At 40.7% G+C, this 21,026-nt stretch carries 18 protein-coding genes; 8 read left to right on the top strand and 10 right to left on the bottom strand.

Translation table 11 applies throughout. The features are described from left to right. Positions 1–6 precede the first annotated feature (6 nt). Positions 7–414 (top strand): hypothetical protein, encoded by a 408-nt coding sequence (locus N773_RS0101685; protein WP_024856148.1) that lies wholly within the window; start codon positions 7–9, stop codon positions 412–414. Positions 415–825: 411 nt separating this feature from the next. On the opposite strand, the gene N773_RS0101680 is transcribed toward N773_RS0101685, so the two are convergent. The 4 genes from N773_RS0101680 to N773_RS0101665 all read right to left on the bottom strand — a co-directional run bounded on the left by N773_RS0101680 (position 826) and on the right by N773_RS0101665 (position 4,978). Further along, entirely contained in the window at positions 826–1,137 is a 312-nt protein-coding gene (locus N773_RS0101680; RefSeq protein WP_024856147.1) for a type II toxin-antitoxin system RelE/ParE family toxin, read from the bottom strand. Next, on the bottom strand, positions 1,134–1,439 hold the full coding sequence (locus N773_RS0101675) for a type II toxin-antitoxin system RelB/DinJ family antitoxin (RefSeq protein ID WP_024856146.1): 306 nt from the start codon (positions 1,437–1,439) through the stop codon (positions 1,134–1,136). The genes N773_RS0101680 and N773_RS0101675 overlap by 4 nt, the downstream gene beginning before the upstream one ends. A 744-nt stretch (positions 1,440–2,183) precedes the next feature. Next, on the bottom strand, positions 2,184–4,439 hold the full coding sequence (locus tag N773_RS0101670; RefSeq protein ID WP_024856145.1) for a class B sortase: 2,256 nt from the start codon (positions 4,437–4,439) through the stop codon (positions 2,184–2,186). Next, complete coding sequence (locus N773_RS0101665; RefSeq protein ID WP_024856144.1) at positions 4,436–4,978, bottom strand: RNA polymerase sigma factor; 543 nt, start codon at positions 4,976–4,978, stop codon at positions 4,436–4,438. The genes N773_RS0101670 and N773_RS0101665 overlap by 4 nt, the downstream gene beginning before the upstream one ends. 243 nt (positions 4,979–5,221) lie before the next feature. Between N773_RS0101665 and N773_RS19560 the strand changes: the two genes are divergently transcribed. Together N773_RS19560 and N773_RS23380 are read left to right on the top strand one after the other, a co-directional pair. Then, on the top strand, positions 5,222–5,677 hold the full coding sequence (locus N773_RS19560; protein WP_024856143.1) for a GNAT family N-acetyltransferase: 456 nt from the start codon (positions 5,222–5,224) through the stop codon (positions 5,675–5,677). Positions 5,678–5,733: 56 nt separating this feature from the next. Continuing rightward, positions 5,734–6,699, top strand: coding sequence for a low molecular weight protein-tyrosine-phosphatase (locus N773_RS23380; protein WP_024856142.1), 966 nt, complete (start codon positions 5,734–5,736; stop codon positions 6,697–6,699). Between the two features lie 28 nt (positions 6,700–6,727). Here the strand turns inward: N773_RS23380 and N773_RS0101650 are convergent, their stop codons facing one another. The 3 genes from N773_RS0101650 to N773_RS0101640 all read right to left on the bottom strand — a co-directional run bounded on the left by N773_RS0101650 (position 6,728) and on the right by N773_RS0101640 (position 10,340). After that, on the bottom strand, positions 6,728–8,200 hold the full coding sequence (locus N773_RS0101650; protein ID WP_024856141.1) for a DUF2828 family protein: 1,473 nt from the start codon (positions 8,198–8,200) through the stop codon (positions 6,728–6,730). Between the two features lie 421 nt (positions 8,201–8,621). Next, a complete protein-coding gene (locus tag N773_RS0101645) occupies positions 8,622–9,089 on the bottom strand; it encodes a hypothetical protein (RefSeq protein ID WP_024856140.1) in 468 nt (155 codons plus the stop codon). Between the two features lie 15 nt (positions 9,090–9,104). Further along, positions 9,105–10,340 carry an RtcB family protein gene (locus N773_RS0101640; RefSeq protein WP_024856139.1) on the bottom strand — a complete coding sequence of 412 codons (1,236 nt, stop codon included), beginning with the start codon at positions 10,338–10,340 and terminating at the stop codon, positions 9,105–9,107. A gap of 182 nt (positions 10,341–10,522) precedes the next feature. On the opposite strand from N773_RS0101640, the gene N773_RS0101635 reads away from it, so the two are divergent. Both N773_RS0101635 and N773_RS0101630 read left to right on the top strand, forming a co-directional pair. Further along, positions 10,523–11,797, top strand: coding sequence for a WYL domain-containing protein (locus N773_RS0101635; protein WP_024856138.1), 1,275 nt, complete (start codon positions 10,523–10,525; stop codon positions 11,795–11,797). Continuing rightward, positions 11,781–12,785 carry a WYL domain-containing protein gene (locus N773_RS0101630; protein WP_024856137.1) on the top strand — a complete coding sequence of 335 codons (1,005 nt, stop codon included), beginning with the start codon at positions 11,781–11,783 and terminating at the stop codon, positions 12,783–12,785. Before N773_RS0101635 ends, N773_RS0101630 begins: the two co-directional genes overlap by 17 nt. A 624-nt stretch (positions 12,786–13,409) precedes the next feature. Here N773_RS0101630 and N773_RS22480 read toward each other — a convergent pair. The 3 genes from N773_RS22480 to N773_RS21720 form a co-directional block, all read right to left on the bottom strand. Further along, entirely contained in the window at positions 13,410–13,562 is a 153-nt protein-coding gene (locus N773_RS22480; RefSeq protein ID WP_196231590.1) for a hypothetical protein, read from the bottom strand. A 167-nt stretch (positions 13,563–13,729) separates the two neighbouring features. After that, positions 13,730–16,966 (bottom strand): calcium-binding protein, encoded by a 3,237-nt coding sequence (locus N773_RS20970; protein WP_024856136.1) that lies wholly within the window; start codon positions 16,964–16,966, stop codon positions 13,730–13,732. A gap of 259 nt (positions 16,967–17,225) precedes the next feature. After that, entirely contained in the window at positions 17,226–17,402 is a 177-nt protein-coding gene (locus tag N773_RS21720; protein ID WP_242840339.1) for a helix-turn-helix domain-containing protein, read from the bottom strand. Positions 17,403–17,728: 326 nt separating this feature from the next. Between N773_RS21720 and N773_RS0101615 the strand changes: the two genes are divergently transcribed. The 3 genes from N773_RS0101615 to N773_RS0101605 all read left to right on the top strand — a co-directional run bounded on the left by N773_RS0101615 (position 17,729) and on the right by N773_RS0101605 (position 21,018). Continuing rightward, positions 17,729–18,253 (top strand): RNA polymerase sigma factor, encoded by a 525-nt coding sequence (locus N773_RS0101615; protein WP_024856134.1) that lies wholly within the window; start codon positions 17,729–17,731, stop codon positions 18,251–18,253. After that, complete coding sequence (locus tag N773_RS0101610) at positions 18,253–20,001, top strand: hypothetical protein (protein WP_024856133.1); 1,749 nt, start codon at positions 18,253–18,255, stop codon at positions 19,999–20,001. Before N773_RS0101615 ends, N773_RS0101610 begins: the two co-directional genes overlap by 1 nt. Positions 20,002–20,748: 747 nt before the next feature. Continuing rightward, positions 20,749–21,018 carry a DUF6809 family protein gene (locus tag N773_RS0101605; RefSeq protein ID WP_024856132.1) on the top strand — a complete coding sequence of 90 codons (270 nt, stop codon included), beginning with the start codon at positions 20,749–20,751 and terminating at the stop codon, positions 21,016–21,018. Positions 21,019–21,026: the final 8 nt, after the last annotated feature.

Here is a 21,026-nt window from a genome sequence, read left to right as displayed (position 1 = left end):
GGTATTATGGTTGTAATTAACAAAAAAGGTGAGGTAATCATCGCTCACAACGGACGCAAGGAACTTCGTCTGACATTCGGCAAAGAAGGGGTCAGGGCACGTTCGGAACACGGCTGGAAGGCTTTTTATCTGACCAACAAGGATATGTACATCCGCCCGACCCCCGAAGGATATGCCAGTGAAAACTTGCAGTTCTCCTCTATAAGGCTTGAGGGTTTTCTCAATAAAGCCATGAAGGAACTCGGCTTCGAGTTTACTGACAATGGAACGAGAGACGAAGCAGCAAAGGCGGCAGAATATCTTATGAAAGGCGTAAAAGACGACATGAGGTCAAAGCCCTTTATGGTAAGATACAGCGACTTTAATAAAAAAGCTGCCGCTATGGGCGGTATGAGGGTATTACTGAACGTGTGACTGATGCCATCATGGACACAGAGGTAATCATTAACTGATATCATGTAACAGAAAAGAGCTGCGGTGGTGCAGCTCTTTTTTGGTGCTATATTAGAACACGATATCAACTCTTTCTATACTTAGCAACCATAATATTATCCTGATTCCCCATACTTAGAATAATTATACCATATATTTTTGAAATTGAGGGGATTTTTTTGGACTTATAGTTCTAAATCCGGCTTTCAGCTACCAAACTTTTTATCCAAAAATTATGCATATTTTACATTATATACCCTTCAAATCAATATTGTGTATTCGTTTTGTTGATTTAAGAATGCTTTATTTCTCAGAAAACTGTTTTTCTGTTCATTTTCTCATAAAAAAGAGCACCGACTTTATATCGATGCTCCCTGTATAACATATATTGTATTACATCTGATTTGGAATATCCATGCCTCCATAAAACACTCGGTTTATAGTCACGACCTGTCTATCCTCGTTTGGCGTATACAGGACAACATAATTGCCTACCGGCATAATATGCATACTTTTTGAGCGCCAAGGTTCAACTTCATACTCTCTGAACTTAAATGGCATTTCATCAAGGCTACTGATACTAATTTCAAGTCTGTCCATTAAGTCAGCAGCTATTTCCGGCTCTTTGAGATGGTAAGCGATATATTCGTAGATATTATCCATATCATTTACAGCTGTTTCGGTGATCACTATACGATAACTCATATTCCGTGCTTCTTTCTAAGCTGTGAAAATGCATCCTTACTTTCTATGACACGGCCTTCGACCATATCCTCATAGCCTTTACTTATCTCAGCATCCAGCTCGTCCTTTGTCAGTTTGCTCATATTAACGATCTGTGGTGGGAGCTTAACATCAAAAGGAAGTCCTCTGTGCAGGATTATCTGCTTATAGAACATGGTTATTGCACTGGACGCAGGTATACCGAGTTCTTCAAGAATGGACTCTGCCTGATTCTTCACATCAGGTTCTATTCGTGCATAAAGATTAGCTGTTTTTGTTGCCATAGATATCACTCCTGTCCTTGTGGATCATATTGTTCTTTTTTCTATATTATACTATTTTGTGCGCACAAAAGCAATACAAACAGCACAAGTTTACAAACAATTCACAAATATAGTGTAAACCACTATATTATCGTACAGATATACAGCGGAGCAGTCATCCACTTCACACTATCGAGTCATCTTTTGAAATAGAGTTTTAGCGCCATGTGAGGGAATCCGAATACACAAAAAAACAATCGTCTGATTGAAAGAATACTAAAAACATCTTCAGAGATGAGTTCTGTCTGTTCCAGCAGATTGTTAAAGAATGAAAACATCATTATAGGAAAGAGCTCAATATGTACACTGCTTAAAAAAACGCCTCTGATCGTAGATAAATCAAAGGTGTATCGAGTCTGTATTGATGACTTTGCTTTAACACACCATCACAAAGTGTTATATAACAATGGATTTTTACGTTGATGTTATCCTTCCCTCCGACGCAGGCGGGGGGGGAAGGATAACCGCCAAGTATTTCAAGTTCCGCTGATACACCAATTAATCTGGTGTATCAGCGGGATAACCAGATTTATAAAAAAGCCTTTATTTTTTATGACAAATTCGATGCAATATGCAGATAAGACCGACTGCTTTCACATTCGGTCTCATCATACACTTTTCTATTGCACTATTTTGCGTTTACACAGAATTTGGGAGTAACTCGAGGACTTTTTACATATGTGAGAAATTTTATTGATCCAGCTGTCACTCATAGAAGTTTACGCTGTCGATCCTGTCTTCGGTGACTATTTCATTTGTTTTTATGATACGACGTACTGAGAATTTTCCTGTCTGTTCATTGAAAGATGCACTGAGCAATACTTCATATTCAGGATCGATAAGTTCTTTTTCGATGGACTTTAACTCTGTAACATTATCACCGTCTATCTCATACAAAGTGAATATCAGCTTATTATCATCGGTGCTGTATACAGTGACAACATATCTGCCCGATTCGGATATTAACGAATAATTATGTAATCCGTCTTCCGAACCTGCAAGGTCATATTCGATCATTGAATAGTCAGCGTTACCGCCCCTTATGTCTCCGTTATCATCAGGTTTTATTATCATAAGCTCATTATAGCGCCCTAAAGAACAGTTGATGGTGCTGTCTTTTACATTATATTCCGGTAAAGTACCATCGTCGTTGACAAAAATATCATATGCTGCCGTATCTTCTTTACTGTCGGTGTACAGGCTGTACAGATCCGGCGTTCTTTTAAATTCAGGGGTCATGTGGTAAACAAGCAGCAGATCGTTTGAAACTGCAAAACTAATGACATAATTCAAGCCTTTATAATCTGCGATATCAACAGGATGTTCCTGATCTTCATATTTGAAAATAACAAAATGATCTACTATGTCCAGTTTTTTATCATCTTGGTGGAACTGTATATCCCAGTAAACCAGTTTTTTACCGTCGGGAGAAATATGCATTTGAGAATCATTTTCCACTCCTTCAGAAATACCTGCTTCCTTAGTATCTATCTCATACGTATACAGAATGTTTCCGCTTTCATCGAATATTGTTACATTAAGAAATGCGTACTTATCATCCCCTGATGGAACGAACTTGTATGTTCCGAATTTGTCTTCAAATACATCTATGATCTTTTCATTGTCTTTAAGGGTGAATATCACTGAATCCGAGGACACATCATAGATCATTACTTTTGATGTTTCCGAACCCATATCGGAAATGATATATCTGTCATCATTCATTCTGCGTATCGAATTATTTGGATAAGCTTCCTCTAATTTGGCATGGATATCCGGTTTTACTCTATCCTTCAGGCTGACCGCTTTATCAGGTTTTTCTACAGACCTGTTTTCTTTTGTGCTTTCTTTCAGGCTGTCTTCCTTTTGTGATGTTTCCTCTTCGGCAGTTGTTTCGGAAACTTTTTTCGCTACTATGGCAAATCTGCCGTCTTCACCGTTTGCGCTGTCTTTTGTAACAAGGGTAAGGTAGTCATCGTCTTCACTGCATTCAATATCTGATTTATTTATTGCTCTATTTTTCACAATACTTATCCACTCATCGAAACTCATCTCATCGTCAAAATTTCTGGGTCTGAATGAATAATCTGTTTTATCTTCCCCGACAGCATCGTAGTTGAAACAGGATATCACCTGATATTCTGTTTCGGGGTCATCGAATATTGTGGAGAATTCGATAGTATTATGCTGTTCAAAATACTTGCTGTCCTTATACTTCAAAATGGGTGATGATAAAATGGCATCGGTGTCATCAGTATAATATCCGAAGAGGACTATATTTGACGGCTGACACTTTTCATTTATCGGGTCATTATAATCAGCGAAAACAGTGCCTGTTTCATTTTCTTTCTTGTCAAATCCGTGGTGGAGATAAAACACGTTATCTTCGCCCTGGACAACGGGACTTTCAAAATCACCATTGTCTGCCAGATCTTTGAGTTTCAGGAAACCCACAGTGTCTGTATTTTGTTCAAGATAAGACTTAGCCCAGTCCTGAACAGTGCGTGTTGTGCTGATGGTTTTATCTTCCGAGTCTGCTGTATCGGTTTCTTTTTCTGAGGAATGATCTTTGTCTTTGGTCACAGATCTATCTATTTCATTGACCATAGATGAATCTCTGTCAGTAGTCGGTACAGTGTTTTGCATATTGTTCCTCAGCGAAAACATTACTCCGCCCACCACAAGCAAAGCTATACAAGCCGCGATGGCTCCGCCGCGCTTTATCTGGATCTTTTTGTTCGTTTCAATAGTTTTTTGTGGTACTGTTTCATTTATATTTCTTTTATTTTTTATCACAGTGTCCATACCGTTTCCTGCCTTTCGCATGACAGAAGAAAGAATGCGCTGCTGTTGTTCGTCAGAGATCTCAGCATCTTTTTCAATATCATCGAACAGTTCTTCAAATCCCGCCATATCTTTTTCGTTCAGATGATCGGGAAGTTCGTTAATATTTATCTTCATTCTTCTGCCTCCTTCATTAGTATCTCTTTCAGTTTTTTAAGACCCCTGGAGATCTTTTTATCAACTGTGTTTGGCTTAAGACCGAGATCTGCGGCTATGTCCTTGCTTTTCTGCCCGAAAAAATACTTTCTCATAAATATGGAACTGTCAGGCTCCCCAAGGCTTTTTATCGCCATTGCAAGAGCACTGTTTGTATCTTCTTTGATGATACTTTCATCTGCTACGAATTCTATCACTTCATCAAGGGGGATATCCTTTTCTCTTTTTACTCTGCTTCGGAAAACATCAACACAATGTCTACCGGCTATAAGTGAAAGGCTCCCTCTTACAGATTCAAATGCAAATCCGCTTTTTTTGCCTGTGTTGAAGAATTTCAGGAAAATATCACTGACAGCTTCTTCCATATCCTCGGTGGTACAAATGCTGCCCAGCTTTATGTATGCTATTTTCATTACATAAGCCGAATACTGCATCACCACATTTTTAAGTCCGTTATCGGGATCTTTTCGCAGCAATTCGAGCAATTCTCTATCTGTCATAACAAGACCTCGCTCCTTTGAAACGTTTCACTATATATATCGAATAAAAGAAATAAAATCTGACACGTCATGAAATAAAATATACCACAAAAATGAAAATATATTATTAACCATCGACGAAATCAAAACTAAATATCTTTCAGCCCATCTGAAATTATATTTTGATGCTCCTGACTTGATGAAACCGAATGATTATGTTATAATGATATGGAACGAAAAAATACATCCGAAAGGTGAAACGAAATGATAGAAACAAACAGATTAAAAATATATGCCGCATCTCAGGAGAATATGGAAGCTTTCATCGAAGCGCAGACCGTAGAAATCCTAAAATCGGCTTACACCGAAATGCTGAATGGCTGTCTGGCTAACCCGTATCAATGGGACTGGTATGCGATATGGATGATCGAATTGAAAGATGGCACTCATATCGGAGAACTCTGCTTCAAGGGGCTTTCTGCGGACGGTATTGCAGAGATCGGATACGGTATCTCCGAAGAATATCAGAATAAGGGTTATGCTACCGAAGCAGTCAAAGGGGTACTGGAATGGGCGTTTTCACGTCCTGAAGTCACCGCTGTTGAAGCGGAGACCGATCCCGATAATACCGCTTCAAAAAAAGTGCTTGAAAAATGCGGATTTGCTATCAATGGAGTTATCGGAGAAGAAGGTCCGAGATGGGCTGTTTCAAAGCACTGAAATTATCCGTTTTCGTACCGATATACTGAGTAAAGCAGATCAGAGAGGAGAAAAGTATGATAAAAATAATGTTCGTTTGCCACGGCAATATCTGCAGATCGCCAATGGCTGAATTTATAATGAAAAAAATAGTATCCGATGCAGGATACAGCGATGATTTTTATATCGTATCATGTGCAACAAGCATCGAAGAATTGGGAAATCCTGTATATCCCCCGGCAAGATCGGAACTTGCCAAACACGGTGTCGGCTTTGCGGGCAAAACTGCGGTTCAGCTGCAAAAGACGGACTATGATAAATACGACTACCTCATCGGCATGGATGCCGCAAATATACGCAATATGAACCGTATCTTCGGCGGTGATAAAGACGGAAAGATATGTAAGCTCCTTACATTCGCAGATCGTGGTGACGATGTTTTCGATCCTTGGTATAGCCGTGATTTCAGCAAAGCCTATTCCGATATAGAGGAAGGCTGCAATGGGCTTTTCGCAAAGCTGGTGGATAAATTTGAATTAAAATCTGATGTGCGCACTTTTCGCGTAGCATCACCTATATGCATAGTGCTCTATGGGCATCCGAGTAAAGAAGATAATATTAATCCCAATCTGAAAGCTATTACGGATATTTTTGGAATATACATTGATAATGTTTATACTGAAAAGTTAGAAAACTTCTTTTTGGAACAGAATTCAGGCGAAGGTGACATCTGGGTGATCGGGGATCACAAAAGCAACTGCCTGGTGTTCAATCTTTACAGGGAACCTTGTGACCAGATGGATGTTATTTCTTTCGGTGTGATATGCAAAAACGAGCACAGAGATCGTATCTATGCTCTGATGAAAGCTATGAAAGAGGAAACGCAGAGAAAGCTTTGTTTTTCTTTTTACGATATGACAGAAAGAAAAGTTTGGTTATCAGCTGTGATAGCCGGTGAAGATAAATGTTCCATGGGTAATATTACACAGAAGATCAGATATGTAGGATCATTTGATGATTTTTGCAAGCAGAACAATATTTGAAAAAGGGGCTGTTGCAGCCCCTTTGCTATTATGCTGCCCTGACGGCAGAATATCTTTCAGAAGAAAGTATCTTGTTCATCACGGCTTCGGGCGAACATTCTCCGCCTATGACCATATCGAACACTGCAGGCGAATAACCTGATACCAGTGCCGCACCTGTCTCGGAGCGGGTCACGGGTACTGCGTCACATCTGGATTTTACATTCCAGAATATCACCTCGGGCAGTTCATAGCCATGCTTGCGATAGAGTTTTCTCATTTCGCGGAACATAGGCTCGCTGTTGCCGCCTATGATACAGCTGTCAAACTGCATATCCGATATGATATAGAGCTTTGAGGGCATATCAGCCTGCTTCACCTTGTTATTAACAGCGGTGCGCAGTATCAGCGTGAACACAGCTTCAAGGTTGGTATTTGCAACCTCGTTGAAGGTGCTGCAATACTTCACCTTATCCACGATATCCTTACCCTCTATCTTCACAAGACGGGGTTTATGCGAAAAGGTTATGAAATGGTCTGCGAATGCACCCTTGTTGTGTTCGGCAAAGTATATGCCCAGCGACAGCGCGGCATCGATGGGGCGTATACCACCCATGCCCCATGTCATGGAGCCTGAACCGTCGATGACTGCAAGAGCGTTTTCACCCTTTGCCGCAGTCAGGTCGGGCAGAGATTTCCATGATGTATCCAGAGACAGTCTTTCTTCTGCGGAGACACCGCCATTCAGTACAGCACGTACTATGTCATAAGGGTAAAGTCTGCCTGCATTGAGTTTTGCTTCGCCATTATTTACCTTGTTCAGGTACTCGGTATAGCGCTCGCCGTCATTGCGGATGAACGCACTTCTGTACTTGAACATCGCACATGAGGGCTGTACCTCATAATTGAAAGTATAGTCACGTTCACGCAGACGATTTTCCAGTATATCTGTGTACTTTCTCAGTGCGGACAGAGTTTTTCTGTACATAGGCTCGCTCATACCCAGCAGTGATGCCATGCGTCTGCCCTTATTCCTGGTATCCTTTGAGGACGCATTTACCGAAGGCAGCCACTTTGCCAGCAGTGATGCAGGCTGATTTTCCTGCATAGCTTTGATATCTTTTTGGAGCTGCATTATGATAACACCTGCTGCATCTTTTTCCAGTTCTGTACCCAGCAGTATGCACAGGTCGTCGTATCTGCCATATTCTGCGAAGAGAGGAATGTTCTTTCTTACAGACTCGGGTGCGAAGTCAGCCAGTGCTGAAATTGCACAGCGGAAAAATCGTCTTTCGCCCAGACCTCCCCTTGCATCTCTTGCAAAAAATACGGTCTTCATGGTCTTGTCGGGGTTCTCGGTGTACGCTCTAATGACGGTCTGCGCTATCTCTTCCTCGGAAGAATTGCGCATCGCGCCCGCCTTGAAAAACATATCAAGGCAAAAAGATTCGCTTGAACTGAATGCTGTACCACCGTTTTCGGTAAGTGTCATGTTTGCTTCTTTCTTCAAAAAATTCAACATAGTTATTTCTCCTTTCAAGTCAGCATTTTACCACACGCTTTCGTGCAGGGCAGGATTCGGACCTGCGTTATACCGCTTATAAATGCTGTTGCTGACTTATCACTTTTGACCTCGGCACATTTTTTTACTCAGCCCTTGTCGTTTTGCGATGGTGTCTGAGCCCCTAAGATAATGCTGTTAATGCCGATACTTTTTCTTTTATACTCAAGACGCTTTTATGTTTTGGAATAACATGAATTTTTGCTGTCTGCGTCTTATTCACTCGGCTCGTCTTTTATGGCGGCGCTGTCGGTGCAGCACCTCCGCCGTGGACAAAATAATGCTGTGAGAGCCGAAAAATTCTACTTTAGTTCTGCAAGGCACTTTCAATCATTGAAATAAGAATGACAACTGCTGTTTGTGCCTTATTTTTTTCGCATCGTCAGTTCTGACAATTTTGGAGCACCTGTAAAATATCAGAATTTTTTATGTAGTAAGGGATATTGTTGTTATCACACCATTTAATGATAGCGCTATATCTGTAACTATCTTCAAACCTGTGATAAGCGCGGAAGTTTTCACCGCCATCATCAAACACTCCCCAGAAAACTATACCGAAATCTTCTTCCGGGAGATGTTTGAATATATTTGTTATGCGCTTATTATTGATACTGTCAACATATGCGTGCATAGCTTCATGCTGTTTCACTATGGGAAAAGGTATGGTATCCGTAAGATATCCAGCTTCATCACTGTCCTTAACGAATAAAAGGTAAGTATCTGTATCGAAGAGATATGCAGTCGGCATATATATTACTTTCATTCCGAGGGGATATTTTTCATTGACATCAAGCTGTGGCGTATAACCGAAGGTGTACTTTAAAAGCTCTTTTGTGATCTCCAGCTGCATGATATTAACTCCTTATTATCCTTTTATAACACCTACCGTGAACAGCCGCTTAACAGGTTCGGTGAGTTCCTGCTGATTTGCCATGACATCATTGATATCCTTGTATGCAAATCGTGACTCTTCAGGGACATCAGACTTCTTGTTTTTCGCAAGCACTACGTTCTGTTTTTTGAGGTCAACCATGACCGATTCGACCGAGAATTTTTCCATAGCCGCAGTACGTGAATATGCTCTTCCCGCACCGTGTGATGATGACATAAAGCTTTCTTCACAACCCTTTCCGCGGACTATATAGCTGTATGAACCCATTGCTCCGGGAATTATGCCCATTTCTCCTTCGCGTGCACGTATAGCACCCTTGCGGTGTACCCATACGTTCTTTCCGAAATGGCTTTCAAGCGCCGCGTAGTTGTGGTGGCAGTTTATCTCATCAGAGAAAATGGGAGTTATACCTGTGTGATTTTCGATATGTTTGGTAAAAATCTCCTTGACCTTGCCGAGCATTATTGCACGGTTCTCATATGCGAAATCCATGCACAGCTGCATCCAGGCAAGGTATCTTTTTCCCTCATCGGTTTCCACAGGAAGAAAAGGAAGATCCCACTCGGAAGGTACAAATGAGAACCATCTGTCGTTGAGTTCATGTGCTATTTTATTGAAATACTGACCAACGATATTTCCGAAATGGCGGCTGCCCGAATGGAGCATTATGCCGCACATACCCTCATCGTCCTGCTGAATCTCTATGAAATGGTTTCCTCCGCCGAGGGTGCCTGCCTGAAAATATCCTTCCTCTATCTGAGGGATAAGTTCTTTGTCTGCTTCATATTTACCCATCTCGGCCTTGGCACGGTCAAGCACTTCGGAAGCTTGCGGGGTCTTGTAATGGTTATAGCCTGTGGGGATATTTCTGAGGATATCTCCGCAGATTGTCTTTACCAGATCGCCACTGCCTGTCATTGTCTCACGGAGAAGCGACACGGGAATATCAGTCTGTACGTAAGCCATTCCGCAGCCGATATCAACGCCGACCGCATTGGGTATCACAGCGTTTTCACAGGCGATGACGCCGCCGATCGGCATACCTTTTCCCGCATGGGTATCGGGCATCAGAGCTATCCACTTTTTCGCAAATGGCAATTTAGCCAGATGCTCAGCCTGAGTCAAGCACTTTTCACCGATCGCCTCGATATCGCTCTGCCATATTTTTATGGGGAGCATTCCATCGTCTTTATTAAAATGTACGAACATATCCTTCACTTCTTTCAATACTCTTTGTTCTCGTTTGTTCTCTTTAGCTTGATCATAGTATAGCACAGTGTACCAAAATAATCATATAATTTTTTCTGCAACCCTAGCCATAGCTGTGATACTGTGCTTTACATTTGGTATGAGATATGCTATTATATAAATGTAAGAAAGGAGAGTGTAACATGGCAGGTTTTTCAGAGCTTATCAAAAATTTCGGCAAGACCCGAGATTATATCCGTGATTTTTTCATATATGGCTGCAAAGTCAGGAGTGACTTTGACCGCAAGAGTTTGCGTACCTACAGTGACGAAAAGCGGCGTGTTGAAAGCTGGATGGGTGATTATATGCGATATGATGACTCGGTACACGGCAGGAGCGTATCCATATCCGTTGACAGCGGTCACATACCAGAAAACCCACTTTACAACGCTTTTTATTCTAAGAGTTTCACAGACAATGATATGCTTCTGCATTTTCTGCTGACGGATATACTTTCCGATGGAGAATACAGGGCGCTGAAAGATATAGTCGATGAACTCAACAGCGAGTACTCGATGCTTTTCGATGAACAGACAGTCCGCAACAAGCTGAAAGAGTATACACAGGAGGGGCTTGTTTTATCCGAAAAGCGTGGGAAGACACTTTACTATTCCCTCTGCGGTGACAGGGCTGACGAATACATAAGCCACTTTGAGGTGCTTGATGATGCACTGAAATATTTCTCAGAGGTACAGCATTTTGGTGTTATCGGAAACAGTATTCTCAAAACAGCAGGTATGGATAACGACCTGTTTTTCATAAAACACAATTATATAATACATACTCTGGAAGATATACTGATACCCGAGATACTTTCCGGAATGGAGGAAAAAAGGTATATCACCCTTCAAACTTTTTCGGCAAAGAAGCGCAGTGACAGTGATGATAACGGGCGTGAAGCTCAGGTCGTACCGATGCAGATACTTGTTTCTGTACAGACAGGGCGGCAGTATCTTGCGGCATATATACCTGCGGTCAAAAGATTTTCATCATTTAGGCTCGACTATATAAAGACCATAAAAAAGAGCACAGTATGTGAAAACTACGATGAACTGAAAGCCAAATATGAAAAGAACATATCCCGCTGTTTCGGTGTATCCTTTGGCACACGTCGGGAGACAGGTACGGTAACACCTATGAAGATCACATTCTGTGTTGATGAGGATAAAGAGCCCTACATAATAGAACGTCTTAATAGAGAAAAACGCTGTTGCACCCTCGAAAAAATCGAAGAGAACCTTTATACCCTGACAGCTGATGTTTTCGATCCTAACGAGATCATGCATTGGGCAAAGACATTCATCGGCAGGATAGTTAATATCGAAGGCGGAACAAGTGATATAATTCAGCGTTTTTATAATGATATCATACGTATGGAAGAAATGTATGGCGGTGATAGCGATGAACATATTCAGTGAGATATACGGTACATATTTCAGGATAACTGCAAAACTGCTTGAAAAGGAACTGACCGATGAAAAAACTGTCAGAGAAACTGTGATGCGTGAGGGGTTCAAGGATACTCTGCTTTTTCTTCCGCAGAAGCTTATCCCGGGCAGTGAAAGTACTGGACTTTTTAAGCGCACCGAAGACGGTAAACTTCAGCGGATAACCAAAAATGCGCCTGTAAAACTTCTTACAGGCATACAGAAAAGCTGGCTAAAAGCAAAGCTTGCCGACCCTAGGATAAGGCTTTTTATGGACGAAGATGTTATCTCGGCGCTGAATGAAAAACTCGGGAATATTCCTCCGCTTTACAGAGAAGAGCAGTTTCGGTATACCGACCGATTTGCCGACAGTGACGATTATCACGACGAGGAATACATAAGTCATTTCCGTACTGCACTGAAAGCGGTAAAACGCAGGAGTATAGTGTATATCGACTTCATTTCGGGACACGGAAATCACATGAGGGGAATATTCGTGCTGCTGAAGCTTGAATACTCTCCCAAAAATGATAAATTCAGAGCCTACTGCTATCTTCTCAGGAACGGCAGGATAAAGAGCAGCGGCATAATCAATATCGGGCGTATAACCGAAATAACCGATACAGGCAGGGTATTCAGGACGCCTGTATCCATTGATGAATACTTTCAAAGCCGAAAATGCAGTGAACCGGCTGTCATTAGAGTTACAACGGAGCGCAGCGGTGTGGAACGCTTCATGATGGAATTCGCAGCCTACGAAAAGCACACTGTCAGAGATACACAGACGGGTGAATATACAGTCGAACTGTGGTATGATGAGCAGGACGAAACAGAGGTTCTGATACGTCTGCTGAGTTTTGGTCCCGTTATAGAGATAATGGGTCCCGCTCACCTCAGAGAGCAGGCACGACAGCGCATAAGGAAACAGTATGAGTATATCAAAAATAGTGATATGAACAGTACACTTGAAGAGAGTTAGTTATCATTTTTCTGATATGTATTTATCTTATAAAGAGGCTGTTGCAACCGCAGCACCCTCTAACCATATCCGAACATCAGAGTAAAAAAACATATTTAATGGTGAAATAAGCTGTTTCAGTGCACACACCCCCAAGCCTTCTTCAAAAAAGAGGACTCGGGGGTGTTATGTTCTGCTGGTTTTTATGCCGTTTTCAGTTCAAAAACGGTCGGGGAGTATATTTTTCGCCCGAAACGAAATAGGTATATACGGTCATCAGGTATTTTTTTCATGGATAGACCCATTTCACTTTAGCACGCTAAACATTTTACTGATTTTTCTGAATTTTACTGAATCCGATTTTCAGTAAAATAAACCCCCGAAAAAGCTGCGTTTCAGCACCGTTTTTTATTTTACTGAATTTACTGAACAGGTAGAGGTGAAAATGTGAAATATGGGTATAATTACCATTATATGGTAAATTTAATTTTTAAAGTGTCCGTATTACCCTATCAGTAAATTCAAAAAAATGTATTACCCCGCCAGTAAATTCAGTAAAATGTTTTTTTGCTCTCAAACGCCGTAAAATAGGGATTTTATTTTACTGAAAAGAGATTTCAGTAAATTCCAGTAAATTCAGTAAAATCAATTATATATGTTTGGATTTATGTAAATAGTTACTTTGGGTCTGCCTTTTTGTCCACTGCGCTGTTCAATTGTCCTGATATAGTTCAGGCTTTCAAGAAGCGACAACGGATCACTAAGCTCCCCTGCTGATAGTCTGGTGATCTCGTCCACTTTGTGGTACAATCCTTTCGTTGGTTTAATGGTTTTGCAATTATATTATACCACAAAAAGAAGAGCTTGGCACTACCTTTCAGGTCTTTTCAGGTCTGTGCCAGGCTCTTTTTCTTTGTTTGGAGCTGCAACAGCCCCTTGTTTTGTCTGTTATTTTGTACACTTGATCACTTTACAGTGACTTTGAATGCTCTTGCATTAAGGTTTGAAGTGTCCCACTTGCCGTTAACCTTAGCACATATCACCATTTCGTATGTGCTGCCCGCTTTCAGCTTGGGAGATGTAAATGTTGTGGTATTGGCATCGGTATATGCGTATACTTTCCACTTGCCTGCGATCTTAACAGCGACACCGTACTGGGATGCGCCATTTACCTTTGTCCAGCTGAGTCTGAACTGGTGATACTGCTCGTTGTAATTGATATTTTCAACTGCAGGATATTTAGCTGTAACTTCTTCCAAAGTTGTTACAGTTATCGCTTTGTAACTATCCATCTTCCACTCGCCGTTAACCATAACAGCAACTGCTATCTTATAGTTAGTTCCGGTCTTCAGGTTTTTCAGAACGTAGGAAGTTCCATTACCTTGAGCGATCATTTGCCACTTGCCGCTTACATAGCCGCATACAGCGTACTTTTCAGCGCCCACTGCTTCTGTCCATGTGATCTTTACAGCATTTGTGCCCTTCTCGAAAGTTACATCAGGGGACTTATAAGCCGAGGGTGAATACTTGTATGTGTCGGTATACTCTTTGCCCGCAACAGCCGCTTTGGCGGTATATACCTTAACACCGTCATCGCCTTCTTCGCACTCTACTTCTGCTGCATAGCTTACTTTTGCACCGCAGTCGGAGCATACGAACACGAATTTTGCAGAGTAATTGCCTTCATTATTTGTCCATACACATTCAGGTGTTTCGGAGTAGTGATGATCGGCTGCCTTTGCGAAGATCTCGCTCTCATCCAGTTTTGTTCCGTCCACGAAAGTAAAGAGCTCGATCTCGCCCTTTGTAATGGTGACGGAATCTTCGGTATTGGGTATGGACATAACTGCTTCATTTCCGTCAACCTTTACACACAGCATATCGGATGTTATTCCCTTGCCGAAGCGTATCTCATCGTAAGAACGTCCCCACACGGTGTAATCCCTGACAATATCATGTCCGTCACCGAGGTTATAGATATACACGTCATCAAATTCCTTGCCGCGTATCTTATCATTGCCCTTGCCACAATAAATAGCAGGAGTTTCGTCAACTACTATGAAATCATCATCACCGTCAGTACCCTCTACACATGCCATTTTCAGCATTTCAAGGAATGTCCACTCGACGCCGTCAGCGAACTTAGCCTTCTCGATAGGGTGAAGAGGACCGGATAATCCCGACTGATATATACCGGGCAGTTCAACTGCATCATCGGAGTCGTTGACCTTTATGGTAATTTTATTGCCAAACCGGGTCACATGAACTTCATCGGAATTGATATCTGCAAAGAAAACAGTGTCTTCTCCGCTGGCAGGATATGAACCACCGTTAGATTCATCAAATATATCATGTCCGTCACCGCGGTTGAATACAAAGGTATCGGTACCGCCGCCTGCATTTACGTAATCGTTGCCCTTGCCGGGAACAATATAATCATCACCGTTTGCAGTATAGTAAGTATCATCGTCATCTGTTCCTGTTATAATATATCCAAAGGAATCCTTGCCAATGAAGTAGGTAGTATCCTCTACATATCTGGTCTGTTCGAGGTAATCGTGTAGATTCCATACAGTACCGTCCTTGAATGCCACGTACTCGATAGGCTCCCTGTACTTTGAAGCACCGTTCTGATAAGTACCGGGTATATTTACAGAACCCTTCTTATCGCCCTTTACATAGAAAGTAAAGCCGTTCTCTCTGCGAACATATACATCATCGGGAGTAAGGTCTGCAAAATAGATAACATCTGTTCCTCCGTTTGACCATGCGTTCACACTATCTGTTATCTTGTCATCGCCGTCACCATAGTAATATACGAATACATCGTCACCGAAACCGCTGTTTATGATATCATTGCCCTCGCCTGCAACAACTATATTATTGCCGTCAAGATTTATGGTATCATCACCTTTACCGCTGATTATAACGTTATATCCGGGATTTTCCGAAGTAAACAGCCTGTTCCTTTCACGCGATATAGTAATGTAATCGTTTCCATTTTCAGAAATAATAATGTCATTGCCGTTAGAAGCAGTAATAGTGTTATCACCGCTGCCTGCGTGGATATAGTATTCATCGCCGCCATCGGCTGTAATGGTATCATTTCCTTCTTCGCCCCAGATAACGGTAGACTCTTTATAGCCAGTCAGCTCATCATCCTCAGCTGTGCCCTTAATTTTGTTTACCAGCTTGATTACGTCCTTATATTCAAGAGTGATATCAGAACTGAATTGTATATTCTCTACCCTACTCAGCGAGTTTTCAAAGTAGTCATCAACAAATACGAGAGTTTCGTTTTCAACATCAAGTATATACAGATCACCACCGTCACGGTAAAGGGCAAAGTGAGTATCCGATGTGTCATAGTCGAATATTATCGTATCCTCGTCACCCGAATTGCGCTCACAGTAATCGCCGATATATACATAACCGCTGCCTTTCTGTATCTTGTATGTATCGCTGCCCGAACCTGCATTGTAGGGGGTGATGTACTCGCCATTAGAAGGCTTTATAACTATTTCATCTTCCACAATGTTCCAGTAGCCGTGCTCTGTCATGAAATCCTCTATCTGCTGAAGGGCTTCATTTCGTGTATTTACTGCCATAAATATTTTGTCCATACGCTTGAGTATCTCACACGCCTGAGCGACAGTTATTTCCACAAATATATCTCCCTGGAGAGCATCAGGTCTGTTTTCAAGACCATATACAAGTCCGTCACGGTAAATCACAGCTTCTCCATTGATGAAATGAAGCTCGTATTTTTCAGGATTTGCAGTAAGATCCTCATAGTCCTCCTTTGTCATAACTATGGAAGCCTGCTCATCAAAATTCTCGCTTACATACTCTCTGCTGATACTTACATATCCTGTTTCCTTGTATTCTTCATATTTGTCGTAATACTCTTTAAAACCAGCTATATATTTCAGTATATCAAATGGATCTTTAAGTGCGTCGTACACACCGTCTATAAAACCTGCGTACTCATTAGCCTGATCTGTGATAGTAGGATCATCGGCAAATTTTTGGCCCGCAGCCAAAGGATCAACTATACCTTTAACTATCGCCACCGCACCTTCAATATCTGTTTTTGCATCATAATCTTCATAGGGATCTGTTGCCGCAAAAGCAGGTACTGCACAGCCCATCGTCAGCGTCAGCGCTAACACGGATGCAATTATTCTTTTTGTCTTTTTCATGTTGAAAAACCTCCTTAACTTGATGTTTCAGTAACACCCAACCAATTTTTTTCATATAAAGACGGTTTCATTATACTACACGAAAAATAATTAGTCAATAGTTTTACATTATAAATATATCATATATCTTAATATTTTACAGAATGAATAGTTATTTTCTATGTTATTTATTGCATATCATCAAAGAACCATGATAAATACCGAAAAAAATATCATTTCGGGTTTGTACTGTTATCTGCTTATCTTTTCTTTCAGGTTTTTAAAAAGTTACATCAAAGAAATTCGCAAGGGCGGGAAGCTGAGATATATCCGGGGTCGTTCTGTCGCACTCCCACTGGCTCACCGCCCTTGATGTTATGCCAAGTGCTTCGGCTAACTGTTCTTGTGTGATATCCTGCTCCTGTCTGAGTTGCCTGATAGTTGAACCTATTGTCATGTACTGATACAAAAGCGCTTTTGCTGATATCATTATAGCTTATTTATGTATATTTGGCAAGGAAGTATCTGTGGAGTTTACGTACAGCAGTGCTTTGATACTTTTAATCTTTACAACTATGGACATTTAGTGTATAATTGAAAGGCTGAAAAAATATGCCTGATCTCGGGTATATTATGATCTGTTATACCACACTTATCAGCGCGTTTGAATGCGTTCATAAATTATTTACAATATTTTTTGCAAATAATTTTATGCCTATGTGATTTTTTGCTTATATCAATTGACTGTATATAGTGAAACGTTTCAATAAGCGAGGTTTTCATATGAATGATAAAGAACTGCTGCAATTGCTGAAAAGCAATACGCAACAAGGACTTGCACAGACTGTAATGCAGTATAGTGCTTATGTACATAAGATAGCTTATACACGGCTTTGTGATGTATGCACCAGAGAGGACATCGAAGAAGCTGTAAGTGATATCTTTCTTATTTTTTACGAACTGGGTAAGAAAAACGGCTTTGATATGCGCTCGGTGCGTGCGATGCTTATGGTGATAGCAAAACGTCACTGTATAAATGTATTTCACCGACAGTGCAAACAGGAAGAAATGCTTGACTATGATGATCTGGAAAATACTATCGCAGAAGACAACAGCGAAAATTCCGACCTTATAGATGCCATAAAACAGCTGGGCGAACCTGATGAACAGATATTTATACGCAAATACTATCTTGGCGAGAAAAACAAAGACATCGCCAAAGACCTTGGCATGAATATCAGCACACTGAATATGAAACTATCTCGCGGACTGAAAAAACTAAAGAAAATATTAGAGGAGGGTGTGTAATGAAAGATAAACTGAACGCATTGACAGAAAGCGTATCTCTGTCAGATGCAGAAAAGCTTGCTGATGAGTTTGCTTCCTTCGATGATGACAAGCTCACCGATGAGGAACAGCAGCGCATACTCTCTTCTGTTATGAGAAAGGCAGGATTTGAGATGAACAATACAAATAGTGTGATAACAGCAAAAAGAAATATTACATCAAGACCGAACGGTACAAATGAAGAACAGTCCACAGGAAGGATACAGCTGAGGCGCGGCGGTGCGGTCGCAGCTTGCTTAGCTATACTTCTTGCAGGCGGAGTTGTATTCTCACTGAACAGGAATATGCACAATACTGTACCTAACAATGACAGAGATTCGTCTATGTACAAAGAGACTGTCACCACAGACATTGAAGATGATGAGGACAACAGCTATATCGACAGCGAAACAGATTCAGAGGATATCACAGACGAAAGCTCGTCTGACAATACTGACAGCAAAACTGACAGCAAGAACGACAGTAAGACAGACAGTAAGAACGACAGCAAGAAAGATAACAAGAATAATAACAAGACTGATTCAAAGACCGAAAGCAAAAAAGACAATACAACGAACATCAATAACGGTAACAACCAGACCGTCGTAGTTGACACCAACAAAGAAAACAGCAAAGAGAATAAAAAGGAGAATAAAAGCGAAAACAAGACGGAGAATACAAATAGTCTGAAAGACAGGATCCGTGAAGACATCGATGCAAAGTTGGAAAACGCTTATCCTTATCATGGAATTTACAGAATAAATGATAACAGGTATCTTGTATATAGTTGGAGCGAAAATGCAACAGATTATATGATATATGATGTACCTTCTGATTCTATTATCGCTACTGTTCCCATGGACAAAAACTTCAGTGGTACACTTGATGATAAATTTGCAACATCATATTATCCTGACGATGCCCCTGTGGAATACTCCATATATGACACAAACGGAAACTTGGTTTACGATTATAATATCGATATTAAAAAAGCAGGTATATTCGACAACGAAAAACAGGGTTATGTAGTATATTCTACCCCCAACGGTAAAAAACTGATCTTTGATATCTGGAATGATGATGCCTCCAAAACAGTTTACTACTGCTTCGACTATGAAAATCAGAAAAATGCAGTTAAGATCGCTGAACTTGATAGTAAAGATTATAGATACACCCAGAAAACTGTAGTTTCAAATGATCTGCTTGTCATAGAATGCATATACAAAGATGGCAGCCACGGAATTGATCTTTACACCCTTGACACCACCAGCAGCAATAAAAATGCAGCACACAATGTTATGAAAGCAACCAATGACCCTCCGAATCCCATAACACACAAAGTAAAAGATAATGACGTTATTTATCTTGCTTTTGAAGATGATAACCGTGTTTCAACAATAAGACCCGATGCTAACGGCAATGTTAAAGTCGGCGACAAAAATTTTACTGTAACTGAATATGATCTTAATACAAACGGCAATAATGGTCATGTCTGCTTGTCACAAAGCGGTAAATATGCTGTATCGGTAAATACAAATAATGGCAAGATGAAGTTCACTTTGTATGAGACTGCTGATGGTAATCTAAATGAGTTAAAAACCATAGAAAAAAGTATTTCGGATATCGGTTCTGATGAGATTTCAAATGAAAATTTCAATGAAAATACAGGTGATTTTAAATTCTTGTCCATGGAAGACGGCAAAAATCATATCATAAACTTTTTCAAATAATAACATCCAAAGCTCTCTGCCAGTTAACGGGCGGAGAGCTTTTTTACAGTATATGTATAGTTATTCTCTTGTGTCCTAAGGATACCCATATAAGATATTATTCCAGACCTTTCAGGACACCAACCATAAGATCTCAGAAAACCGAATTGGAATTTCTATTTTTAAACTGAAAACGGCATAAAAACCAGCAGAACATAACACCCCCGAGTCCTCTTTTTTGAAGAGGGCTTGGGGATGTGCGCACTGAAACAGCATATTTCACCAGTTAATATGTTTTTTACTCTGATGTTCGGATATGGTTAGAGGGTGCTGCGGTTGCAACAGCCTCTTTAATTTTACATATTCTAATAATATGTATCCAAACCAGATATGCTGTTTAACTCTTTGATTCAAGACCAATGTGTTCTTACAAAATCGTATTCTTGCAATAAGAGGTAAATAAGAGGTTTTTGACTTATAAGCAAAAAAAGAAAAGCTTCAAAACAACGTATCTGCGCTGTTTTGAAGCTTTCTGTTGATATGACCCGTACGGGAATTGAATTAAATTTTTCACATTTTCTAACCTGCCGTGATATGGGAAATAGCCCATATTTACGGCATTTTTCAACCTTAACTCGTTTTATTATGCTGTCCTTTATTCTATCTTTTTGAAACGTGTAAAGGACAAACAAAGGACAACGTTATGGTCATACTCCTGTTATTTTCTTTTGAGAAGAACAACAACCAAATAATATGGAGGACACGAAAATGAAAAATATTCTCGATGAACTTTACGACTATGACCTGTTCCACCTGACCGAAATTGAGGATATGGACGGTTCATACAAGGCAGCCCTCGACAGACTTGTCAAGGCAGAAGCCGAACTGAAAAAAGCCTATCCCGATAATGACGAAATCCTCGATGAATACCAGTCAGCGGACATTGAACTGCACAACCTCTCCAACCGCAATGAGTTCCGCAAGGGCTTCAAGGTCGGCGCACAGCTTGTCCTTGAAATGATAAAGCCTATTAAGTGAGGTGGACG

Origin of the sequence: Ruminococcus albus AD2013, assembly GCF_000526775.1 — a bacterium.
Classification (GTDB): domain Bacteria; phylum Bacillota; class Clostridia; order Oscillospirales; family Ruminococcaceae; genus Hominimerdicola; species Hominimerdicola alba_A.
The sequence above is the reverse complement of the archived record's forward strand: the minus strand, read 5'-3'. Positions and strand labels throughout refer to the sequence as shown.

Excerpts from the sequence above, each read along its gene's own strand:
- N773_RS0101685 (WP_024856148.1), top strand. The coding sequence starts at position 7 with ATGGTTGTAATTAACAAAAAAGGTGAGGTAATCATCGCTCACAACGGA.
- N773_RS0101680 (WP_024856147.1), bottom strand. The coding sequence starts at position 1,137 with ATGAGTTATCGTATAGTGATCACCGAAACAGCTGTAAATGATATGGAT.
- N773_RS0101675 (WP_024856146.1), bottom strand. The coding sequence starts at position 1,439 with ATGGCAACAAAAACAGCTAATCTTTATGCACGAATAGAACCTGATGTG.
- N773_RS0101670 (WP_024856145.1), bottom strand. The coding sequence starts at position 4,439 with ATGAAGATAAATATTAACGAACTTCCCGATCATCTGAACGAAAAAGAT.
- N773_RS0101665 (WP_024856144.1), bottom strand. The coding sequence starts at position 4,978 with ATGACAGATAGAGAATTGCTCGAATTGCTGCGAAAAGATCCCGATAAC.
- N773_RS19560 (WP_024856143.1), top strand. The coding sequence starts at position 5,222 with ATGATAGAAACAAACAGATTAAAAATATATGCCGCATCTCAGGAGAAT.
- N773_RS23380 (WP_024856142.1), top strand. The coding sequence starts at position 5,734 with ATGATAAAAATAATGTTCGTTTGCCACGGCAATATCTGCAGATCGCCA.
- N773_RS0101650 (WP_024856141.1), bottom strand. The coding sequence starts at position 8,200 with ATGTTGAATTTTTTGAAGAAAGAAGCAAACATGACACTTACCGAAAAC.
- N773_RS0101645 (WP_024856140.1), bottom strand. The coding sequence starts at position 9,089 with ATGCAGCTGGAGATCACAAAAGAGCTTTTAAAGTACACCTTCGGTTAT.
- N773_RS0101640 (WP_024856139.1), bottom strand. The coding sequence starts at position 10,340 with ATGTTCGTACATTTTAATAAAGACGATGGAATGCTCCCCATAAAAATA.
- N773_RS0101635 (WP_024856138.1), top strand. The coding sequence starts at position 10,523 with ATGGCAGGTTTTTCAGAGCTTATCAAAAATTTCGGCAAGACCCGAGAT.
- N773_RS0101630 (WP_024856137.1), top strand. The coding sequence starts at position 11,781 with ATGAACATATTCAGTGAGATATACGGTACATATTTCAGGATAACTGCA.
- N773_RS20970 (WP_024856136.1), bottom strand. The coding sequence starts at position 16,966 with ATGAAAAAGACAAAAAGAATAATTGCATCCGTGTTAGCGCTGACGCTG.
- N773_RS21720 (WP_242840339.1), bottom strand. The coding sequence starts at position 17,402 with ATGACAATAGGTTCAACTATCAGGCAACTCAGACAGGAGCAGGATATC.
- N773_RS0101615 (WP_024856134.1), top strand. The coding sequence starts at position 17,729 with ATGAATGATAAAGAACTGCTGCAATTGCTGAAAAGCAATACGCAACAA.
- N773_RS0101610 (WP_024856133.1), top strand. The coding sequence starts at position 18,253 with ATGAAAGATAAACTGAACGCATTGACAGAAAGCGTATCTCTGTCAGAT.
- N773_RS0101605 (WP_024856132.1), top strand. The coding sequence starts at position 20,749 with ATGAAAAATATTCTCGATGAACTTTACGACTATGACCTGTTCCACCTG.